The organism is Paenibacillus lentimorbus NRRL B-30488 (assembly GCF_000411595.1).
GTDB lineage: Bacteria > Bacillota > Bacilli > Bacillales > Bacillaceae > Bacillus > Bacillus velezensis.
In genome coordinates, this window is the sequence record NZ_ANAT01000026.1 from 1 (window position 1) to 18,611 (window position 18,611).

The 18,611-nt window shown below is 47.5% G+C and carries 18 protein-coding genes, 1 tRNA gene, 2 pseudogenes and 1 riboswitch; of the genes and pseudogenes, 1 reads left to right on the plus strand and 20 read right to left on the minus strand.

Annotation, left to right across the window (positions count from 1 at the left end; translation table 11 throughout):
* Positions 1–130: 130 nt before the first annotated feature.
* From D368_RS14110 to sdhC, 12 genes and pseudogenes are all read right to left on the minus strand, one after another.
* Positions 131–204, minus strand: a tRNA-Arg gene (locus D368_RS14110).
* Positions 205–316: 112 nt separating this feature from the next.
* Entirely contained in the window at positions 317–826 is a 510-nt protein-coding gene (locus D368_RS14115; RefSeq protein WP_071391537.1) for a YfcE family phosphodiesterase, read from the minus strand.
* Between the two features lie 15 nt (positions 827–841).
* Positions 842–1,438 (minus strand): XTP/dITP diphosphatase, encoded by a 597-nt coding sequence (locus D368_RS14120; RefSeq protein WP_101562325.1) that lies wholly within the window; start codon positions 1,436–1,438, stop codon positions 842–844.
* A gap of 11 nt (positions 1,439–1,449) precedes the next feature.
* Positions 1,450–2,187, minus strand: a complete 738-nt coding sequence (rph, locus tag D368_RS14125) for a ribonuclease PH (RefSeq protein WP_003152583.1) — start codon at positions 2,185–2,187, stop codon at positions 1,450–1,452.
* Positions 2,188–2,295: 108 nt separating this feature from the next.
* Positions 2,296–3,380 (minus strand): annotated as a pseudogene (locus D368_RS14130) (GerMN domain-containing protein).
* Positions 3,381–3,486: 106 nt separating this feature from the next.
* Positions 3,487–4,305 carry a glutamate racemase gene (gene racE, locus D368_RS14135; protein WP_012118125.1) on the minus strand — a complete coding sequence of 273 codons (819 nt, stop codon included), beginning with the start codon at positions 4,303–4,305 and terminating at the stop codon, positions 3,487–3,489.
* A gap of 7 nt (positions 4,306–4,312) precedes the next feature.
* Positions 4,313–4,753, minus strand: coding sequence for a MarR family winged helix-turn-helix transcriptional regulator (locus D368_RS14140; RefSeq protein ID WP_003152580.1), 441 nt, complete (start codon positions 4,751–4,753; stop codon positions 4,313–4,315).
* Positions 4,754–4,938: 185 nt separating this feature from the next.
* Positions 4,939–5,163: a spore germination transcription factor GerE gene (gene gerE, locus D368_RS14145; RefSeq protein ID WP_003152579.1), complete on the minus strand. Its 225-nt coding sequence runs from the start codon at positions 5,161–5,163 to the stop codon at positions 4,939–4,941.
* A gap of 120 nt (positions 5,164–5,283) precedes the next feature.
* On the minus strand, positions 5,284–5,721 hold the full coding sequence (locus tag D368_RS14150) for an acyl-CoA thioesterase (protein WP_003152577.1): 438 nt from the start codon (positions 5,719–5,721) through the stop codon (positions 5,284–5,286).
* A gap of 58 nt (positions 5,722–5,779) precedes the next feature.
* The gene (gene sdhB, locus D368_RS14155) at positions 5,780–6,538 is read right to left on the minus strand and encodes a succinate dehydrogenase iron-sulfur subunit (protein ID WP_003152575.1); all 759 of its coding nucleotides are present in this window, start codon (positions 6,536–6,538) and stop codon (positions 5,780–5,782) included.
* A gap of 2 nt (positions 6,539–6,540) precedes the next feature.
* Positions 6,541–8,301 carry a succinate dehydrogenase flavoprotein subunit gene (gene sdhA, locus D368_RS14160; protein ID WP_003152573.1) on the minus strand — a complete coding sequence of 587 codons (1,761 nt, stop codon included), beginning with the start codon at positions 8,299–8,301 and terminating at the stop codon, positions 6,541–6,543.
* 33 nt (positions 8,302–8,334) lie between these two features.
* Entirely contained in the window at positions 8,335–8,943 is a 609-nt protein-coding gene (sdhC, locus tag D368_RS14165) for a succinate dehydrogenase cytochrome B558 (protein ID WP_003152571.1), read from the minus strand.
* A gap of 296 nt (positions 8,944–9,239) precedes the next feature.
* Between sdhC and D368_RS14170 the strand changes: the two genes are divergently transcribed.
* Positions 9,240–9,686 carry a YslB family protein gene (locus D368_RS14170; RefSeq protein WP_128574916.1) on the plus strand — a complete coding sequence of 149 codons (447 nt, stop codon included), beginning with the start codon at positions 9,240–9,242 and terminating at the stop codon, positions 9,684–9,686.
* Positions 9,687–9,731: 45 nt separating this feature from the next.
* Here the strand turns inward: D368_RS14170 and D368_RS14175 are convergent, their stop codons facing one another.
* The 8 genes and pseudogenes from D368_RS14175 to fadR form a co-directional block, all read right to left on the minus strand.
* Entirely contained in the window at positions 9,732–10,961 is a 1,230-nt protein-coding gene (locus D368_RS14175) for an aspartate kinase (RefSeq protein ID WP_017418306.1), read from the minus strand.
* A gap of 125 nt (positions 10,962–11,086) precedes the next feature.
* Positions 11,087–11,266, minus strand: a riboswitch (Lysine riboswitch).
* Positions 11,267–11,327: 61 nt separating this feature from the next.
* Positions 11,328–13,100, minus strand: a complete 1,773-nt coding sequence (gene uvrC / locus D368_RS14185) for an excinuclease ABC subunit UvrC (RefSeq protein WP_071391533.1) — start codon at positions 13,098–13,100, stop codon at positions 11,328–11,330.
* 143 nt (positions 13,101–13,243) lie between these two features.
* Positions 13,244–13,558, minus strand: a complete 315-nt coding sequence (gene trxA, locus D368_RS14190) for a thioredoxin (RefSeq protein ID WP_003152560.1) — start codon at positions 13,556–13,558, stop codon at positions 13,244–13,246.
* A 152-nt stretch (positions 13,559–13,710) separates the two neighbouring features.
* A complete protein-coding gene (locus tag D368_RS14195) occupies positions 13,711–15,201 on the minus strand; it encodes an alpha-N-arabinofuranosidase (RefSeq protein ID WP_128574917.1) in 1,491 nt (496 codons plus the stop codon).
* A 208-nt stretch (positions 15,202–15,409) separates the two neighbouring features.
* Complete coding sequence (locus tag D368_RS14200) at positions 15,410–16,387, minus strand: electron transfer flavoprotein subunit alpha/FixB family protein (protein ID WP_017418309.1); 978 nt, start codon at positions 16,385–16,387, stop codon at positions 15,410–15,412.
* Between the two features lie 31 nt (positions 16,388–16,418).
* Positions 16,419–17,191 (minus strand): annotated as a pseudogene (locus D368_RS14205) (electron transfer flavoprotein subunit beta/FixA family protein).
* A 13-nt stretch (positions 17,192–17,204) separates the two neighbouring features.
* The gene (locus D368_RS14210; RefSeq protein WP_102421648.1) at positions 17,205–17,984 is read right to left on the minus strand and encodes an enoyl-CoA hydratase; all 780 of its coding nucleotides are present in this window, start codon (positions 17,982–17,984) and stop codon (positions 17,205–17,207) included.
* Positions 17,985–17,997: 13 nt separating this feature from the next.
* Positions 17,998–18,582, minus strand: a complete 585-nt coding sequence (gene fadR / locus D368_RS14215; RefSeq protein WP_014470798.1) for a fatty acid metabolism transcriptional regulator FadR — start codon at positions 18,580–18,582, stop codon at positions 17,998–18,000.
* Positions 18,583–18,611 lie beyond the last annotated feature (29 nt).

An 18,611-nucleotide genomic window follows, 5' to 3' on the forward strand; every position in this document is an offset into this window, starting at 1 on the left:
AGCTACTGGGACATGAAACAAATATCTGCTGATTATTTTACCATGATATCAGCGAATTGACAATATAGTCATCCGATAAAAGGCCAGCGGCATCAGTTTTCACTCTGATGTCACCAGCTCTTTTTTTGTACGTCCCAGGAGAGATTCGAACTCCCGACCGACGGCTTAGAAGGCCGTTGCTCTATCCAGCTGAGCTACTGGGACAGCTTTTGCTTTATGTATCAGCGACAAGATTTATTATATACAGGTTCAAATCATAAGTCAATATTTTTTAAAAACTTTTGATGGGGAAGAATGAAATCTCCCCCATCACTTGTTAAAAACTGATTGTATTCCCCAAGTCCTTCAATTCCCGACCCGTTTCATCGTAAAATGTCACGGCGCCTTCTCTTTCTGTAAGAGTAAGAATGGCATAGCTTTTCACATTGCGGACTCTCGGAAGACGGATGCTGCCCGGATTAATCAAAAGCTTGCCCCGAAGCACTTCACTCCCGGCAATATGTGAATGGCCGAAGCAGACGATATCCGCCCCAAGCTCTTCCGCCCGGTAAAAAACAGTTAAAAGTGACTGTTTAATGCCGTGAAGATGCCCGTGAACAGCCAGAATTTTCTTTGAGCCGGAGTCCAGAAGGAGTTCATCCTGAAACCCGCCGCCAAAGTCGCAATTGCCTTTTACCGTGTGATACGGCGTGAGCGCCGGATGTGCGGCGTCAAGCTCTGAATCACCGCAATGAATCATCAGATCCGCTTCGTCTTCGTGCCGCTTTGCAATCGTCTCCAGCTCGTTTTCAAGGCCGTGACTGTCACTTATTATCAGCACTTTCATTGCATACGCTCCCCCTTATGAATCAAGCAGCTTTGACAGTTTCTTGAGCGCCTCAGCCCTGTGGCTGATTTTGTTTTTCTCAGCGCTTGTCAGCTGGGCCATGGTTTTATCTTTATCTTTCACAATAAAAATGGGATCATAGCCGAACCCGTTATCTCCCTCAGGTCCTTCTGCAATATACCCTTCAACATGACCTTCGACCGTTTTTGTTTCCTGCCCCGGAATGCTGACGGCAAGGGCGCAGCGGAAACGGGCCGTGCGCTGCTCTTTTTCGATGCCTTTTAATTCTGACAGCACCTTGTCCATATTCGCCTTATCATCTTTTGCTTCTCCGGCATAACGGGCTGAATAAACGCCCGGTCTGCCTCCAAGGTTGTCCACTGATAAACCGGAGTCGTCTGCAATGACCATTTTGTTGACGGCTTTTGCCACGGCTTCCGCTTTTAAGATGGCGTTTTCTTCAAAGGTATGTCCGGTTTCCTCAATTTCTTCCGTAAATCCGATTTCCGCCAAAGAAGAGACGCTGTAGCCTTTCGGTTCGAGTATTTCCTTGAATTCTTTCACTTTTCCCTGATTGTGTGTCGCAATAATGGCTTCTTTCACGCTGATCAGGCCTCTCTTTCTTATTTCAGTTCAGGCAATGTTTCTCCGAGCACTTCTTTTTGCTTTTGAATAAGCGTCTGGATTCCTTTTTCGGCAAGGCTTAACAGTCCGTTTAAATCTTCACGGGAGAATGTGGCTTCTTCGCCCGTCCCTTGAAGCTCTACAAAACGTCCGCTTCCCGTCATGATGATATTCATGTCGACTTCAGCAGCCGAATCCTCTTCATAATTCAGATCCAAAAGAAGGCCTTCTTCTTTATCCATCCCGACAGAAATGGCCGCGAGATAATCTGTCACAGGAGAGGTTTTGATAACGCCGCTTTTTACGAGTTTGCCGGTCGCAATGGCCATTGCCAAGAATGCGCCCGTAATGGAAGCCGTTCTTGTTCCGCCGTCAGCTTGAATGACGTCACAGTCGATCCAGATCGTCCGTTCGCCGAGCTTCTCCAAATCAACGACGGCCCGGAGCGCGCGCCCGATCAGCCGCTGAATTTCCATCGTTCTGCCGGAGACCTTTCCTTTTGAAGATTCTCTTATCGTTCTTTGATTCGTCGCGCGGGGAAGCATGCTGTATTCCGCTGTGATCCAGCCTTTTCCTCCGCCGCGTAAAAATGGCGGCACCCGGTCTTCCACAGATGCATTACAGATGACCTTTGTATTTCCCGCTGTAATTAAAACAGAGCCTTCCGGGTGAGTGATAAAATCCAAATCAAATGTGATAGGGCGCAGCTCATCGTGCTGTCTTCCGTCGTGTCTCATATTTTACCTCCGATTATATGTACATAAACCTTTTGTTCCGGATTGTGAATAAAGAAAGAGGCAGCCGGAACGCTAACCTCTTTTTACTAGTATATCAAAAATCGCAAATTAAAAACTACCCGTATTCACTTGTGCCGGCCTCGAAACAGGTTTTGAAAGGGATTCTCCTTTTTCATTCACCAGTTCTGATTTTCCGTTTACTTTTATAGAAACACTTTTAATCGACGGCTGTTCGGTTAACGTGAGAACGATGCTGTCCAGTACGCCCGATGACACCATTTTTGTTTTTCGTCGGCGCTTCCGTAAATAGAGCTGTTAAAGTCCAGTGTAACCTGGCCGTCTTTCACTTTCGGCTTGCTGAGAAGCTTAACATCGTTATTAAAGTCCGTCAAAAGCCCGCTTGCTTTGCCCGGTCCGTCGGTGAGCTGTTCAACGGCAGCGGTGATGTCATTTGTTTCCGAATTGTCAATCCGCTTTGTAACAGGCACGTAGTATTCGCTTGTCTCTGTTTCCGCCAGATAATATACAGTCAGCGGATGGGTGTCTGTCAGATCATTCACTCCGGCCGTTTCAATATTAATCCCGTCTTTTCTGCTTAAGTCGCCCGTAATCGGCGTGCCGCCCACAGGCATTTCTTTCAATTCGTGCCCGTTGATTCTGATTTTGACTTTATCTATTGAGCTGAATTGGGTAAGCGTCCATGTAATCGATTGCAGGATTTTTTGTTCGTCTTCTTTTTTATAGTTTTTAAATTCCTTCGAAAAATCAGCGACGGCAGTTCCATCTTTTTTAATATCGACATTTACCGTCGTATCCGCAGGGAGCACCGCTCTGAAGCCGTTCGGCAGGATTTCTGATACAGGCCCTCCCTGAACCAAGTACTCAAGGGCCTGCTTTGCGGTTCCCTCACTGTTCGGAAGAGGCAGTGTCTGTGCTGCGACATAGCCGTTTTTATCAATCAGATACAGCTCTCGCATGACTGTATTGGCCGGCTGGTCGGCTTTAGAAGTGCCGTTTTTCTCTGACTGCTTTGGTTTTGCCTGAATTCCCGCTTCATCCTTTACATATGAAATGTCTTGAGGCGGGTCAATTTCCCCGGCTGTTTTATCGGATTGAAACAAACCGCATCCAGATAACACAAAAGCCGAAGTAAGACATGTTGCAGCAATGACTGCAGGTCCTTTTTTCAGCATACTTTTCCCTCCTAAGGCTGTTTGTACTATGATGTATACGAGCCCTGTCCGGGAAATAGACCGGGAAGCGCAAAAAAAACCCGCTGTAAACAGCGGGTTTTTTGATTTATTTTCTGACCGGCTCTTGAAGGGAGATGCACTCGACATGGCCGATTTCGTGGCCGAACCAGTCTTCGGCAATTTTTGCGAAGCCGTTCCGCTCTCCCGTTGTAAGAAATTGATGCTCCGGTGCATGTTTCGATTGGTTTAACAAACCTTTATAAGACAAGATGGTGCTCACTTCTCTCGCCGTCTCGTCTCCGGAGGAAATGATTTTCACATGCTCTCCCATATAATTCTGAATCGGGTCTTTTAAAATCGGATAATGCGTACATCCTAAAATCAAGGTGTCAATTGATGTACCTTTTAAAGGCTCAAGCGATGCTTCAACCGCTTCCTCCGCTGATTCCTGAAGAAACCGTCCGCTTTCCACAAACGGCACGAGCAGCGGACAAGCCGTGTTCTCAACTTGAAGTTCTGCGTTTAACCCGAGCAGCGCCTGCTCATATGCTCTGCTTTTAATGGTATTGACCGTGCCGATGACGCCGATATGCTGGTTTTTCGTGACCTTTATCGCCGTTCTCGCACCCGGCTGAATGACGCCGACAACCGGAATATCCGTTTTGCGCTGAATATCCTCCAAGGCAATGGCCGTGGCCGTATTACAGGCGATCACGAGCATTTTGATATGGTGATTTTCCAGCAGGTAATCGGTCATTTCCCACGTGTATTGAAGAACTTCTTCTTCAGGACGCGGGCCGTACGGGCAGCGTTTTGTATCTCCCACATAGATGATATTTTCCTTCGGTAGCTGTCTCATGATTTCCTTAGCAACGGTTAACCCGCCAACCCCGGAATCAATGACTCCTATCGGCTGTTCCAACAAAATCGCCTCATTTTCTTTTCATTTCATGCTGCAGTTTCAATAATGATTTTTCGAAAGCGGCTGTTTCTTCTTCGGAAAATGTCGCAAACATATCCCGCAAATAAGCCTGTCTTTTCAAAATCACTTCTTGGATAATGCGCTCTCCTTCAGCGAGAAGATGAATTCTGACGACCCGTCTGTCAGCCGGGTCTTTGACCCGCTCGACAAGCTTATTTTTTTCCATGCGGTCTATCAGATCCGTCGTCGTGCTGCAAGCCAAATACATTTTGCCTGATAATTCGCCTATTGTCATATCCCCCAATTCATAAAGCCATTGAAGGCCCACGAATTGCGGCGGTGTAATTGCATATTGGTTAAGGATTTCTCTTCCTTTTTGTTTAATGATCGCAGCGATATGGCGGAGTGATTTTTCGATATCCGCAACATGCTCTACAGATTTTGATGTCATTTGTCCATCCCTCACTCAAGGATCTTTCTGGGCTATGCGCTCCGTGTCTATTTTCCTTCTTTTTTTAAGAAAATGCAAGACTGACGGAGAAAAGGAAAAACCGGGATTTTCACCGCATGCCCATCAGCCCGGGCGCCAACGCAAATAACCGGCTCCTTCTCGTAAAGAAGGAAAACCGGCAAGAATCAGAGCTCTAGCTCACCCATTCTAAGAAGCTCGACAACAGCTTGCGAACGCCCTTTCACACCTAACTTCTGCATGGCATTTGAAATGTGATTCCGTACAGTTTTTTCACTGATAAATAGCTCGCTTGCAATTTCCTTTGTTGTCTTGTCTTGAACGAGCAATTCGAATACTTCTCTTTCTCTTTTGGTCAGCAGCGGCTTTGATTGAAAATCTTTCTCCTTCAAGTATTGTAACCCTCCTTGCTAAGGTGAGAGCGAATCTGAAACGAATGGGTTTATATAGTCAAGATATCATATGTAAAGGGCGCTTCGGAGGTGACGTCTCTTAGAGAAATAGTTATCCGTTCAGGCGAGCAGAATGCCTTTCTCCCGCTCCGTCCAGCTGACCGCTTTGCCGCTTTTCTTCGACACTTGAACCATAACGACGGAACCTGTAAAGCACGGCAGGCCCGACTCATTTTCTCCAAGGTAATGAAGGGTGACGGACGCATTTCCGGCAGCGCTTGCTTTCACATAAATCCGCAGATTTTCATACGGCATCACCTGACGCATATAGTCGCACTGCTGGCTTGCGACGACCGTCATCGTTTCCGAGTTTTGCGCCGTCATGCCCCGCTGTTTAAAATAAGCGATCCGTGCTTCTTCAAAATAGATGAAAGGGGTTACATTATTCATATGGCCGAACATATCCGTTTCTGAAAAACGAACCGATACTTCAGTAAAGAAAGAAAACGACTGTCTCCATTCTTCAAACGGGATATCAATATATTGCGGTTGTTTCATCACCTTCAGCTCCTTATAAAAAACCTCTCCCGTGCGGAAGAGGCTCTTTTTCTCTTTCTTATACTCTGTCGCTTCCGAAGAAATTACGGAATGCTTGTAAATTGGTATCTCTGTTCAAAGCAGCGATTGAAGTCGTAAGCGGAATGCCTTTCGGGCAGGATTGAACACAGTTTTGTGAATTCCCGCAATCTCCGAGGCCGCCGTCTGTCATTAAAGCTTCTAAACGTTCTGCTTTGTTCATCGCGCCCGTCGGATGGGCGTTAAACAGACGCACTTGCGACATCGGGGCAGGCCCCATGAATTTCGACTTGCTGTTGACGTTCGGGCAGGCTTCGAGGCAGACGCCGCATGTCATGCATTTAGACAATTCATATGCCCACTGGCGGCGTTTTTCCGGCATTCTCGGCCCCGGCCCCAAATCGTAAGTTCCGTCAATCGGCACCCATGCTTTCACTTTTTTCAGTGAATCAAACATTCTGCTGCGGTCAACCTGAAGGTCACGGACAACCGGGAATGTTTTCATCGGCTTCAGACGGATCGGCTGTTCCAGCTTATCAATCAGCGCAGTACATGACTGGCGCGGTCTTCCGTTGATGACCATGGAGCAGGCGCCGCATACTTCTTCAAGACAGTTCATGTCCCATGCGACCGGAGTGGTTTTCTCTCCTTTTGCATTCACGGGATTTCTGCGGATTTCCATCAGGGCGGAAATCACGTTCAGATTCGGGCGGTAATTGATTTCGAATTCTTCATCGTATGGCGCGCTTTCGGGCGTATCCTGGCGTGTAATGATAAACCGTATCTTTTTCTCACTCATGATTATTTCGCCACCTTCTTCTTCGAGTAGTCGCGTTTACGGGGCGCAATCAGTGATACATCGACATCCTGATATTCAAATTCCGGAGCTTCAAACGGACCGGCATGTTTAGCCATCGTCGTTTTGAGCCACTCATCGTCATTTCTTTCAGGGAAATCCGGTTTATAGTGCGCTCCCCGGCTTTCATTTCGGTTATATGCGCCGAGCGTGATGACTCTGGCAAGCTGAAGCATATTGGAGAACTGGCGGGTGAACATCGCTCCTTGGTTGCTCCATTTTGTCGTATCGTTGATATTGATTTTCTTAAAGCGTTCCATCAGCTCTTGGATTTTGTCATCCGTTTTCAAAAGCTTGTCGTTGTGGCGGACCACCGTGACGTTGGCCGTCATCCATTCTCCGAGCTCACGGTGAAGCACGTAGGCATTTTCGTCGCCGTCCATCTTCATGATATCGGCCCATTTTTCTTCTTCTTTTTTCACATAGGAATCAAATAATGAAGAAGACAGGTCTTCCGCTGATGTTTCAAGTCCGGAAACATATTTCACCGCATTCGGTCCGGCCACCATTCCTCCGTAGATGGCGGAAAGCAGAGAGTTCGCCCCTAAACGGTTTCCTCCGTGCATTGAATAATCACATTCACCCGCTGCGAACAGTCCGCGGATGCTTGTCATCTGATCATAATCAACCCACAGTCCGCCCATTGAATAGTGAACGGCAGGGAAAATTTTCATCGGAAGCTTGCGCGGATCATCGCCCATGAATTTTTCATAGATTTCGATAATGCCGCCCAGCTTAACGTCAAGCTCTTTCGGATCTTTGTGCGACAGATCGAGATACACCATGTTTTCTCCGTTGATGCCGAGTTTCTGATTCACGCACACGTCAAAGATTTCACGTGTCGCAATATCCCGCGGCACGAGGTTTCCGTAAGCCGGATATTTTTCCTCGAGGAAGTACCAAGGTTTTCCGTCTTTGTACGTCCAGACTCTTCCGCCCTCGCCGCGCGCCGATTCACTCATCAGACGCAGTTTATCGTCCCCCGGGATTGCTGTCGGGTGAATTTGGATAAATTCGCCGTTTGCATAATAAGCGCCCTGCTGATAGACGATTGATGCGGCAGATCCCGTGTTGATCATGCTGTTTGTTGATTTTCCGAATACGATTCCGGGTCCTCCCGTCGCCATAATAACGGCGTCAGAACGGAATGACTCGATTTGCATATTGGTCAGATTTTGGGCTACGATACCGCGGCACGTGCGCTCATCGTCAAGAACGGCGCCGAGGAATTCCCAGCCTTCGTATTTTGTGACGAGACCCGCCACTTCATATCTGCGCACCTGCTCGTCCAGTGCGTAAAGAAGCTGCTGACCCGTCGTCGCTCCCGCGTATGCGGTTCTGTGATGCTGTGTACCCCCGAAACGGCGGAAGTCCAAGAGCCCTTCCGGCGTTCTGTTAAACATAACCCCCATGCGGTCCAATAAGTGGATAATGGACGGCGCCGCTTCACACATCGCTTTTACAGGAGGCTGGTTTGCCAAAAAGTCGCCTCCGTATACCGTGTCATCAAAATGCTCAAACGGAGAGTCTCCTTCCCCTTTTGTGTTGACAGCTCCGTTTATCCCGCCCTGCGCGCAGACCGAGTGAGAGCGTTTGACAGGAACGATGGAAAACAATTTCACGGCCGTGCCTGATTCAGCTGCTTTAATTGTCGCCATGAGGCCGGCTAGACCCCCGCCGACTACGATAATGCTTGATTGACTCATGATAGCCCCTCTCCCTCTAGTAATCTAGTTCTCTTACACAAACGCAAAAATCGCTTTTAAACCTACGTATGAAAGCGCTAAAAATATAATCAGCGTCACGTAAGTCGAAATTCTTTGAGAACGCGGCGTAACCGTGATCCCCCATGTGACCGCAAAAGACCATAAGCCGTTTGAAAAGTGGAAAATGACCGATAAAACGCCTACAATGTAAAAACCGAGCATAAACGGCGAGCTCAGAATATTCGCCATCATATCGAAGTTGACTTCAGCGCCCATCTGCGCGGCAATCCGCGTCTGCCACACATGCCAGCTGACGAAAATAAGGGTGAGAATACCAGTGACACGCTGAAGCACAAACATCCAGTTTCTGAAATAACTGTAGTGGCCAGCGTTGTTTTTCGCAGTAAATGCTATGTACACACCGTAAACCGCATGATAAATTAAAGGTAAGAAAATAATAAAAATTTCTAACGCATACCTGAACGGCAGACTGTCCATAAAGCCGGCCGCCTTGTTAAACGCATCCGCTCCCCTTGCGGCAAATTGGTTGACGACTAAATGCTGGATCAAAAAGATGCCGACCGGAATAACACCGAGCAAGGAATGCAATCTTCGAAAATAAAACTCTCTGTTCCCAGACATTACTTTACCCCCTGTTTGATTTAAGTGCGAAATGTACTAAAATCTCTGCCCCCACTTCGTTTCAATTGTAAGCACTTTATTAAAATTTATTGACAATTTCATTTTACTCCTCCCTCAAAAGGGCGTCAAGAAAACGTGTACATAAATTATAATTTTCGGAATTGATTATCTGGAGGGAAAATTTTATTTTCCTGCGATATCTTTCTCACTTTTTTTCACGGGTTTTATAGGATCATCCTGTAATCCTCCCCCCTGTTTAAGCTATAATAAACGAAGGAGAGAGGGGAATACATAATATGAAGAATAATTATGAAGCAACTTTAGAACCTTTAACTGAACTCGACGTCAGCGCATACGGCTACGAATTAATCCGGGAAATCGTGCTTCCGGATATCCTCGGCCCGGATCATTCATCGATGATGTATTGGGCGGGAAAACGCCTCGCCCGCAAATTTCCTCTTCAATCGTGGGAAGAAATCCCCGCCTTTTTTGAAAAAGCCGGCTGGGGAACTTTGACAAACGCAGGATCAAAAAAACAAGAATTGGAATTTGAACTGGAAGGACCGCTCGTGTCCAACAGGCTCAAACATCAGAAAGAGCCTTGTTTCCAGCTTGAAGCCGGTTTTATAGCCGAACAGATTCAATTGATGAACGATCAGATTGCAGAATCTTATGAACAGGTAAAAAAGAGAGCGGATAAAGTCGTCCTGACCGTAAAATGGGATATGAAGGACCCTGTATAATTGAAAAAGGCGGTGACTCCAAGTCCCGCCTTTTTGCCTGCCCGTTTATACGGCAGACGGCTGTTTAGAAAGCTCAAACGCGTCATGAAGCGCTTCGACCGCTTTCACCATATCATTTTCGCTGACAACCGCTGATACTTTTATTTCGGATGTGCTTACCATTTTGACTTGTACATTTTTTTCCGCCAGTACGGCAAACATGTCCGCGGCGACGCCGGGATTTGAAACCATGCCCGACCCGACAATGGAGACTTTCGCCAGTTTTCTTTCGGTTTCAATTTTTTCATAGTCAAGCGCGTTTTTATATTCTTCAAGCACGGCGACCGTTTGCGCGGCATCTTCCGTTTTCACTGAGAAAGAAATATCCGCTTCCCCATCGTCCGACTGTGTCTGAATAATGATGTCAACGTTGATGTTTCGTTTTGCCAGCGCGGTGAAGATTGTTGAAAGTGTTGTCAGTCCGCTTGCAAGGCCCGTAACGGACACCCTTGTGATCTGGTCTTCAAATGCAATTCCTCTGACGATTAAATTCTGCTCCATTGATGATTCCTCCTCAATTAATGTTCCGGCTTCATGTTCCGTGCTTGACCGCACTTCTAAAGGCACTTGGTAGTTTTTCGCGAACTCAACCGCCCGCGGGTGAAGAACACCCGCTCCTAGATTTGCAAGCTCCAGCATTTCATCATAAGAAATCCCCGCCAGTTTTCTCGCTGACCGGACATACCGCGGATCTGTCGTAAATACGCCCGGAACATCTGTATAAATGTCGCATTTATCCGCATCCAGCGCTGCTGCAAGAGCGACCGCCGTCGTATCGGAACCGCCCCGTCCGAGCGTCGTGATGCCGCCGTCTTCCGTTACGCCCTGAAAACCGGCAACGACTGTAATTTTGCCTTCTGCAAGCTGCGAACGAATCGCCGTGATATCAATATCCGTAATTCTCGCATTGCCGTGAACGGCTTCCGTGCGGACACCCGCCTGCCAGCCCGTATAAGAGACGGCGTCATATCCTTTTTCCTGAAGCGCCATGGCCAAAAGCGAAATCGTGACCTGCTCCCCCGTAGACAAAAGCATATCCATCTCGCGTCTGCTTGGTTCAGATGTGATTTCAGCCGCGAGGTTAACGAGCGCGTCGGTTGATTTTCCCATTGCCGAAACGACGACTACGACATCATGGCCTTTTTGCTTTTCAGCAATGGCGCGATTTGCGGCATTTTGAATTTTTTCGGCAGAGCCGACGGAAGTGCCTCCGAATTTTTGTACGATAAGACCCATACTAGACCACCCTTTACATTTTGGTTCGTGCGGGTGAGGAGAAAAGAGCGTTTTGTCCACAATAAAAAAAGCAATGAGAGGAATAGCTCTCATTGCTTTTTCATATCAGTACGATTGATTATGAACAACGAGATAGCCCTCCAAGAAAATGAATTCTTGACAGCCTTACATTTATTTAATGCAAGGCCAGCAAATCACACCGATGGGATGTGATACACTTCGGCGACGCTCCCCTTTCAGCCTTTTTCGCAGAATCCATCATTCTCCAAAGGCTTACTATTGAAGTTCGCACCTCTATCTTCACCATATAACACGATCTTATGAAATTAGTTCACATTCTAGCAGATTTTTCAGGAAAGCACAATACTATTTTTTTAATTTTTCAAACAGCAGCTGGGCCGCCGCGGCCGGGACACCGGCTTTTTTGATATCGTCAAGGCTTGCTTCCTTCATCTTTTTGACAGATCCGAAATGTTTTAAGAGCATTTTTTTGCGTTTTTCGCCGATTCCGGGGATATCATCCAGAACGGATTGAAAGACGCTTTTTCCCCGGATCTGTCTGTGAAAGCTGATCGCAAAACGGTGAACTTCGTCCTGAATGCGCTGAAGCAGGTAAAACTCTTGGCTGTTCCGCTCAAGAAACACCGGTTCAAGCGGGTCGCCGATCAACAGGTTCGATGTCCGGTGTTTATCATCTTTCGCCAATCCCGCTACCGGGACATCAAGGCCGAGCTCATTCTCGAGCACGTCGCGCGCCGCGTTAATCTGCCCTTTTCCGCCGTCAATGATGATTAAATCCGGCAGCGGAAGGTTTTCGCGGAGCACCCTCGTGTATCTTCTTCTGACGACTTCCCTCATTGAGCCGTAATCATCAGGCCCTGTTACGGTTTTAATTTTATATTTGCGGTATTCCTTTTTATTCGGTTTTCCGTCTATAAAGACAATCATGGCCGATACGGGGTTTGTGCCTTGAATATTGGAGTTGTCAAACGCTTCAATCCGATGCGGCGTGTAAATATTCAGTGCGTCGCCAAGCCGTTCGGCTGCACCGATTGACCGTTCCTCATCCCGCTCGATTAACGAGAATTTTTCCCGCAGGGCGATTTTCGCATTTTTGTGCGCAAGCAAAAGCAGCTCTTTTTTCGGTCCTTTTTTCGGCTGATGCACGGCGGTTTCCAACAGCTCGCTGATCATGTCCCTGTCAACGCTGTCAGGCACCAGAATTTCCTTAGGCAGAAAGTGATTGTTTTTGGAATAGAACTGGCCGATGAAGGTCAGAAACTCTTCATCCGCTTCCTGATACATCGGAAACATGCTGACATCGCGTTCGATCAGTTTTCCTTGGCGTATAAAAAAGACTTGGACGCACATCCAGCCTTTATCGTAGGCATATGCAAACACATCGCGGTCCAGAAGGTCATTCATGGTCATTTTCTGCTTCTCCATCGTCGATTCAATGTGAGCAAGCTGGTCGCGGAATTCTTTAGCCCGTTCAAATTCAAGCTTTTCGGCGGCTTCTGCCATTTTCGCTTCAAGCTCTTTTTTGATTTCGTTATGCCCTCCCTTTAAAAAACGGGTGATGTCTTCAACAATCTCCCGGTTTGTCTCCTCAGATATATCCTTTACACATGGGGCGAGGCATTGTCCGAGATGATAATAAAGACAGACGCGGTCCGGAAGCTTTGAGCATTTCCTGAGCGGGTAAAGGCGGTCCAGCAGTTTTTTCGTTTCCCGCGCCGCCTGCACATTCGGATACGGGCCGAAATAGCGTCCTTTGTCTTTTTTGACATTCCGGGTGACAATCAGCCGAGGATGGCGTTCATGGGTGATTTTAATAAAAGGATAGGTTTTATCATCTTTCAGCATGACATTGTATTTCGGATCGTATTTTTTAATCAGATTCATTTCCAAAATAAGCGCTTCAAGATTGGAGGAAGTCACGATATATTCAAAGTCCTCAATCTCCGTCACAAGCCGTTGGGTTTTTGCGTCGTGAGAACCGGTGAAATAAGACCGCACCCTGTTTTTCAAGACTTTCGCTTTCCCCACGTAGATGACTGTTTTTTGACGGTCTTTCATTAAATAACAGCCCGGCTGATCGGGAAGGAGGGCCAGCTTTTCTTTCAGTTGTTTATTCATACGTTACCCTTCCTTACATTCATTTCTCGTGTCCATTCAGTGTATCACGAACATTTGTTTTTCTCCATTCTCAGCTTTTGGAAGATCAAAAAAAGGCGATTCCCTTTCAAAGGAATCGCCCTGCCGTAACGGAAGCTTTCGGCTTACAGATGTTTGTTTACAAGCTCTTCAAGAGCTTCTTTCGGTTTGAAGCCGACAGATGTTTCAACGACTTCTCCGTCTTTTAGCACGAGAAGTGTCGGGATGCTCATGACGCCGTATTTACCGGCAGTTTCTTGGTTTTCATCCACGTCGATTTTGACGATTTTCAATTTGTCTCCCATTTCTTGATCAAGCTCTTCAAGAACGGGCGCGATCATTTTACAAGGTCCGCACCAAGGAGCCCAGAAATCAGCCAATACGACACCTTCACTTGTTTCAGCTGAGAACGATTGATCAGTTGCTTTTACGATAGCCATTTGTTATTCCTCCAATTGTCAAATGATGATTTTTAGTATAGCATCTCCCATTCGTTCATGCTAATTTAATGCTTATATTATTTTCTCCCGAACCCGCCGGAAATAATCTTATTTATACAGTGTATTATAACCGGGCGGCGGGCGTTCAAAACTTAAGATGGACCTGCAGGCAGCGTGATTAATACAATCGCCATCGGAGGAAGCTCCGCCTCAAGTTTTCCTCCCTTTTGAGCAAACCCGGAAAACGGCTTCGGTTTGACGTTTTCCGGACTGCTGAATGTATTGCGGGCATTCATTTTTTCCGCGTGCAGAATCGTTCCCGAAGGCGTCCCTGTCTTTTTCATGCCCCGCAGTTCAATCTTCACGTCAGCTTTGTGCAGATGATCGATATTGCAAATGCTGATATGTATGTCTCCGTTTTGCTGTTTGGACGCTGAAATGCTGACTTGCGGGAGCCGGCCGTCATTCCATTCGTACCCGGCTGCATTTGTTTCTGCCGCCAAAAGAGATGCGTCCTGGTGCACCTTAAACATATCGAACACATGATACGTCGGCGTCAACAGCATTTCTTTCCCTTCTGTCAGGATCATTGCCTGAAGCACGTTGACGGTTTGCGCGATATTGGCCATCTGTACGCGGTCTGCGTGCTGATGAAAAATGTGAAAATGCGAGGCGGCGACAAGGGCGTCGCGGATCGTATTCTGCTGATACAGAAAGCCCGGATTCGTGCCCGGCTCAGGATCAAGCCACGTGCCCCATTCATCAATGATCAGCCCGACTCTTTTTTCGGGATCGTACTGATCCATGATGGCGCTGTGCCTTGTGATCAATTCATCCATATGCGCCGCTTTTTTCATCGTGATGAACCATTCATCTTCCGTAAACTCCGTCGCTGATCCTTTCCCCTTCCAGAAGTCGCCCGGTATTGTGTAATAATGCAGGCTCAGCCCGTCCATGAGATCCGCGGCTTTTTTCATTAAAATTTCAGTCCAGCGGTAATCGTCGACATTCGCGCCGCCGGCAATTTTATAGATTTCATTACCGCTGTAATTGCGGACATAGGTTTGAAAGTTTCGGTAAAGGTCGGCATAATACTCAGGATGCATGTTTCCGCCGCAGCCCCAGTTCTCATTTCCTATTCCGAAATATTTCAGCTTCCACGGTTTTTCCCGCCCGTTTTCTTTTCTCCAGTCGGACATCGGGGTGCCTGCTTCAAACGTCATGTATTCAATCCAATCAGCCATTTCTTTAACCGTTCCGCTGCCGACGTTTCCGGCGATGTACGGTTCGCATCCGAGCAGTTCACAAAGCATCATAAACTCGTGCGTGCCGAATTCATTGGAATCAATCGTCCCGCCCCAATGGGTATTCAGCATGGTTTTGCGTTTCCCTACGCCGTTCGCCCAATGGTATTCATCAGCAAAACAGCCGCCCGGCCATCTGAGGACGGGAATCTGAAGCTGCTTGAGGGCGGCGGCGACATCCGTCCTGACCCCTCCGGTATTCGGAATATCGGAATCTTTTCCGACCCAGATGCCCTCATATATGCCTCTTCCCAGGTGTTCCGCGAAATGTCCGTATATGTTTTTATTAATGGTTCCCCGTGTGATATCAGTTTGAATGACTGCCGTATTGTGAGACAAACTTGATCATTCCTTCCCCTTAATAAGAATGAAAGCACTACAGCCGATCTATCTGGGATGTATGCTGACTGGATAAGTTTGTAAGCGCTTTACAAAAGCTTATTACATTGGTTCGTACATGTCAATCTATTGTTTTATCAATATGTAATTTGTACGAATCAATTAACGCAAACCAAAACCCTCTGACAAATAAGCCAGAGGGTTTTGATTATGAATGAATATTGGCATTTTTAAATTCCTGGGTCAGAAGCGGAACCACTTCGAACAAATCGCCGACAATTCCGTAGTCCGCTATTTTAAATATTTCCGCTTCCGGGTCTTTGTTAATGGCAACGATGACCTTACTGTTTGACATGCCCGCCAAATGCTGAATCGCTCCGGAAATGCCGCAGGCGATATACAAATCCGGCGTGACGACTTTTCCCGTCTGGCCGATTTGAAGAGAATAGTCGCAGTAGTCCGCGTCACACGCGCCGCGCGAAGCGCCCACGGCTGCTCCGAGCACCTCGGCAAGTTCTTTTAACGGTTCAAATCCATCTTTGCTTTTTACACCGCGGCCGCCTGCTACGATAATTTTCGCTTCTGATAAATCCACGCCGTCCGCCGTTTTTTTGACTACTTCTTCAATGACCGTCCGCAAATCTGCCGGAGGCGCCGCAAGCTCTTCAATATCACCCGTCCGGTTTGCGTCTTTTTCTAATGCCTGAATATTATTCGGACGAATTGTCGCCAGAATGAAAGGATCAGTTGAAATCACCTGTTCAAAGGCTTTCCCGGAATAGATCGGTCTTGTAAAAACGATGTTGTCTCCGGTAACGCTTACATCCGTGCTGTCTGAAATCAGCCCCGTTTCAAACCGGGCCGCAAGCTTAGGTGACAAATCTTTTCCCATAGAAGTGTGGCCGAAAATGACCGCATCAGGCTTTTCATTTTCGATCAAATCCCCGAGAACCGCGGCATATCCGTCCGCCGTATACTGAGAAAGCCCCGGCGAATCGGCCGTAAATACTTTGTCGGCGCCGTACTGAATGAGTTCTGATGCTGCATCAGCCGCGCCCTTTCCCATCAGCACGCCGATGACATCTCCTCCGCCGGAAATGGTTTTGCCTGCGGCTATGGCTTCAAAGGTGACGTTCCGTAAGGCGCCGTCACGAATTTCTCCGAGTACGATCACTTTTTTTCCCATTCTGACATCCCCCAGTTTCTTTAATATCAGTTTATACGACTTTGGCTTCTTTTCTCAGCAGTGATACAAGCTCCTTCGCCTGCTCAGCGGCTTCTCCTTCGATCAGTCTGCCCGCTTCTTTTTGCGGCGGCAGAAAACGTTCGATCGTTTTGAGCTTCGGTGCGGCATCATCTTCATCAATGCCGAGATCATCGAGCTCAAGTTCTTCCAGCGGTTTTTCTTCGCCTTCATAATGCCCGGAAGCGACGGATAGCGCGGCTCGTTTAAGCCTTGCTGTGCCGTGATGACTAAAGGAAGTGAGGTTTTAATGATTTCGGTATCCCCTTCGTTGTCTTTCTCTGCCACAGCTTCATCGCCGCTGATTGTCAGTTTTGTAATCGTTGTGACGCAAGGAATGTTCAGCAGTTCGGCAAGCCTTGGAGCCACTTGGCCGGAACCGCCGTCAATCGCGACATTTCCGCCGAGAATCAGATCATATTCCCGGTCCTTGAAATAATGATATAAGATAGTTGAAATGGAGTATTGGTCAGGATCGCTCAGATCATCTTCAATATTGATTAACACCGCCTGGTCACAGCCCATCGCAAGGGCGGTTCTCAGTTCTTTCTCCGCATCTTCTCCGCCGACGGTTACGGCGGTCACGGTTCCGCCGTGCTCTTCCTTCAGCTGAATGGCTTCTTCAATGGCGTATTCATCATACGGATTAATGATAAATTCGGCCCCGTCCTCCTGAATCTTTCCTGCTTCAATGACGATTTTCTCTTCTGTGTCAAACGTCCGTTTCATCAGTACAAATAGATTCATATTCTTATCCCCTTTATCTTCGCCCACCGAATTGAGGCTTTCTTTTTTCGAGAAATGCCTGAATGCCTTCTTTTGCGTCATCTGATGCAAATGCTTCCCCAAAGCGCTTTGCTTCAAGCTTTAAGCCGCCGTCATAAGAATAGACCTTGTTTGAATAAAGGAGCTCAAGCAGAGAAGCCATCGACTGCGGGCTTTTTTCCGCAAACTTGCCCGCGAGCATTTTCGCTTTTTGCAGCAGCTCTTCTTCATGTTCGGCGCCTATCGTGACAAGACCGAGGCTGAGCGCTTCTTCTCCGGTTACAGGTTCTGAAGTGCCGATCATTTCAAGCGCTTTCGCCGTACCGACGTACCGGGGAAGCCGCTGCGTCCCGGCAAAGCCCGGAATAATGCCGAGATTCAGCTCGGGCAGGCCGAGCTTTGCATCTAATGTAGCGATTCTGATATGGCAGGCCATGGCAAGCTCAAGGCCGCCGCCGAGCGCAGCGCCGTGAATCGCCGCGATAACGGGCTTCGGAAACCCTTCAATTCTTTCCATCAGCTGCTGGCCTTTATCCGCCATGGCAGAAGATTGCTCAAGATTTTCAAGCGACGTAAATTCCTTTATATCGGCGCCCGCCGAGAAAAATTTCCCCTCTCCGCGAATGATGATGCTTCTGACGCTGTCATCTGTTTCACAGCGGTCGAACAGACCGGACAACTCATCTAAAACCGCACCGGACAGCGCGTTGGCCGGCTGATGATTAATGGTGATCACCGCAACAGATTGTTCTACCGCCATCGAAAGGCTGTTCATCCGTCAACCCCCTTTAGTTTTGATGAATCCCTGACACCAACAGCTCCAATACCTTGTCTGACAAATCCGGAAGATCATATTTCTGATCGTTCATCACCCATGTTGTCACTGTTTCATCTATCGTCCCGAATATCATCTGCCGGGCGAGGCGGACGTCGAGATTATCTTTCCATTCGCCCGACTCGATTCCTTCGGTCAAAATGGTGTCCAGCATGTTTAAATAACCTTTTAAAATATCATTGATTTTCAGGCGCAGCTTGATATTCGACTGTCTGAGCTCAAGCTGGGTCACAATCGCGAGGTGGCGGTCATTGCCGAGCAGTGTGAAATGCTGCTTAATAACGAGAGCGAGTTTTTCTTTTGCCGTCGTTTTTTCTTTCACTTCTTCTTCCATGCGTTCAATGAACTGGCCCATCTTTTCTTTAAAAAGAGAAATGAGTATATCCTCTTTGTTTTTGAAATATAAATAGATGGTGCCGTCCGCAACGCCGGCCTGCTTGGCGATTTTGGACACCTGTGATTGGTGATAGCCGTTTTCCGCTATGACTTCTACTGCTGCATCAATAATCTGCATATACTTTGGCCGTTTTTGGTTCAATGTCATCGTTCCTTCCTTCAATAAATGAA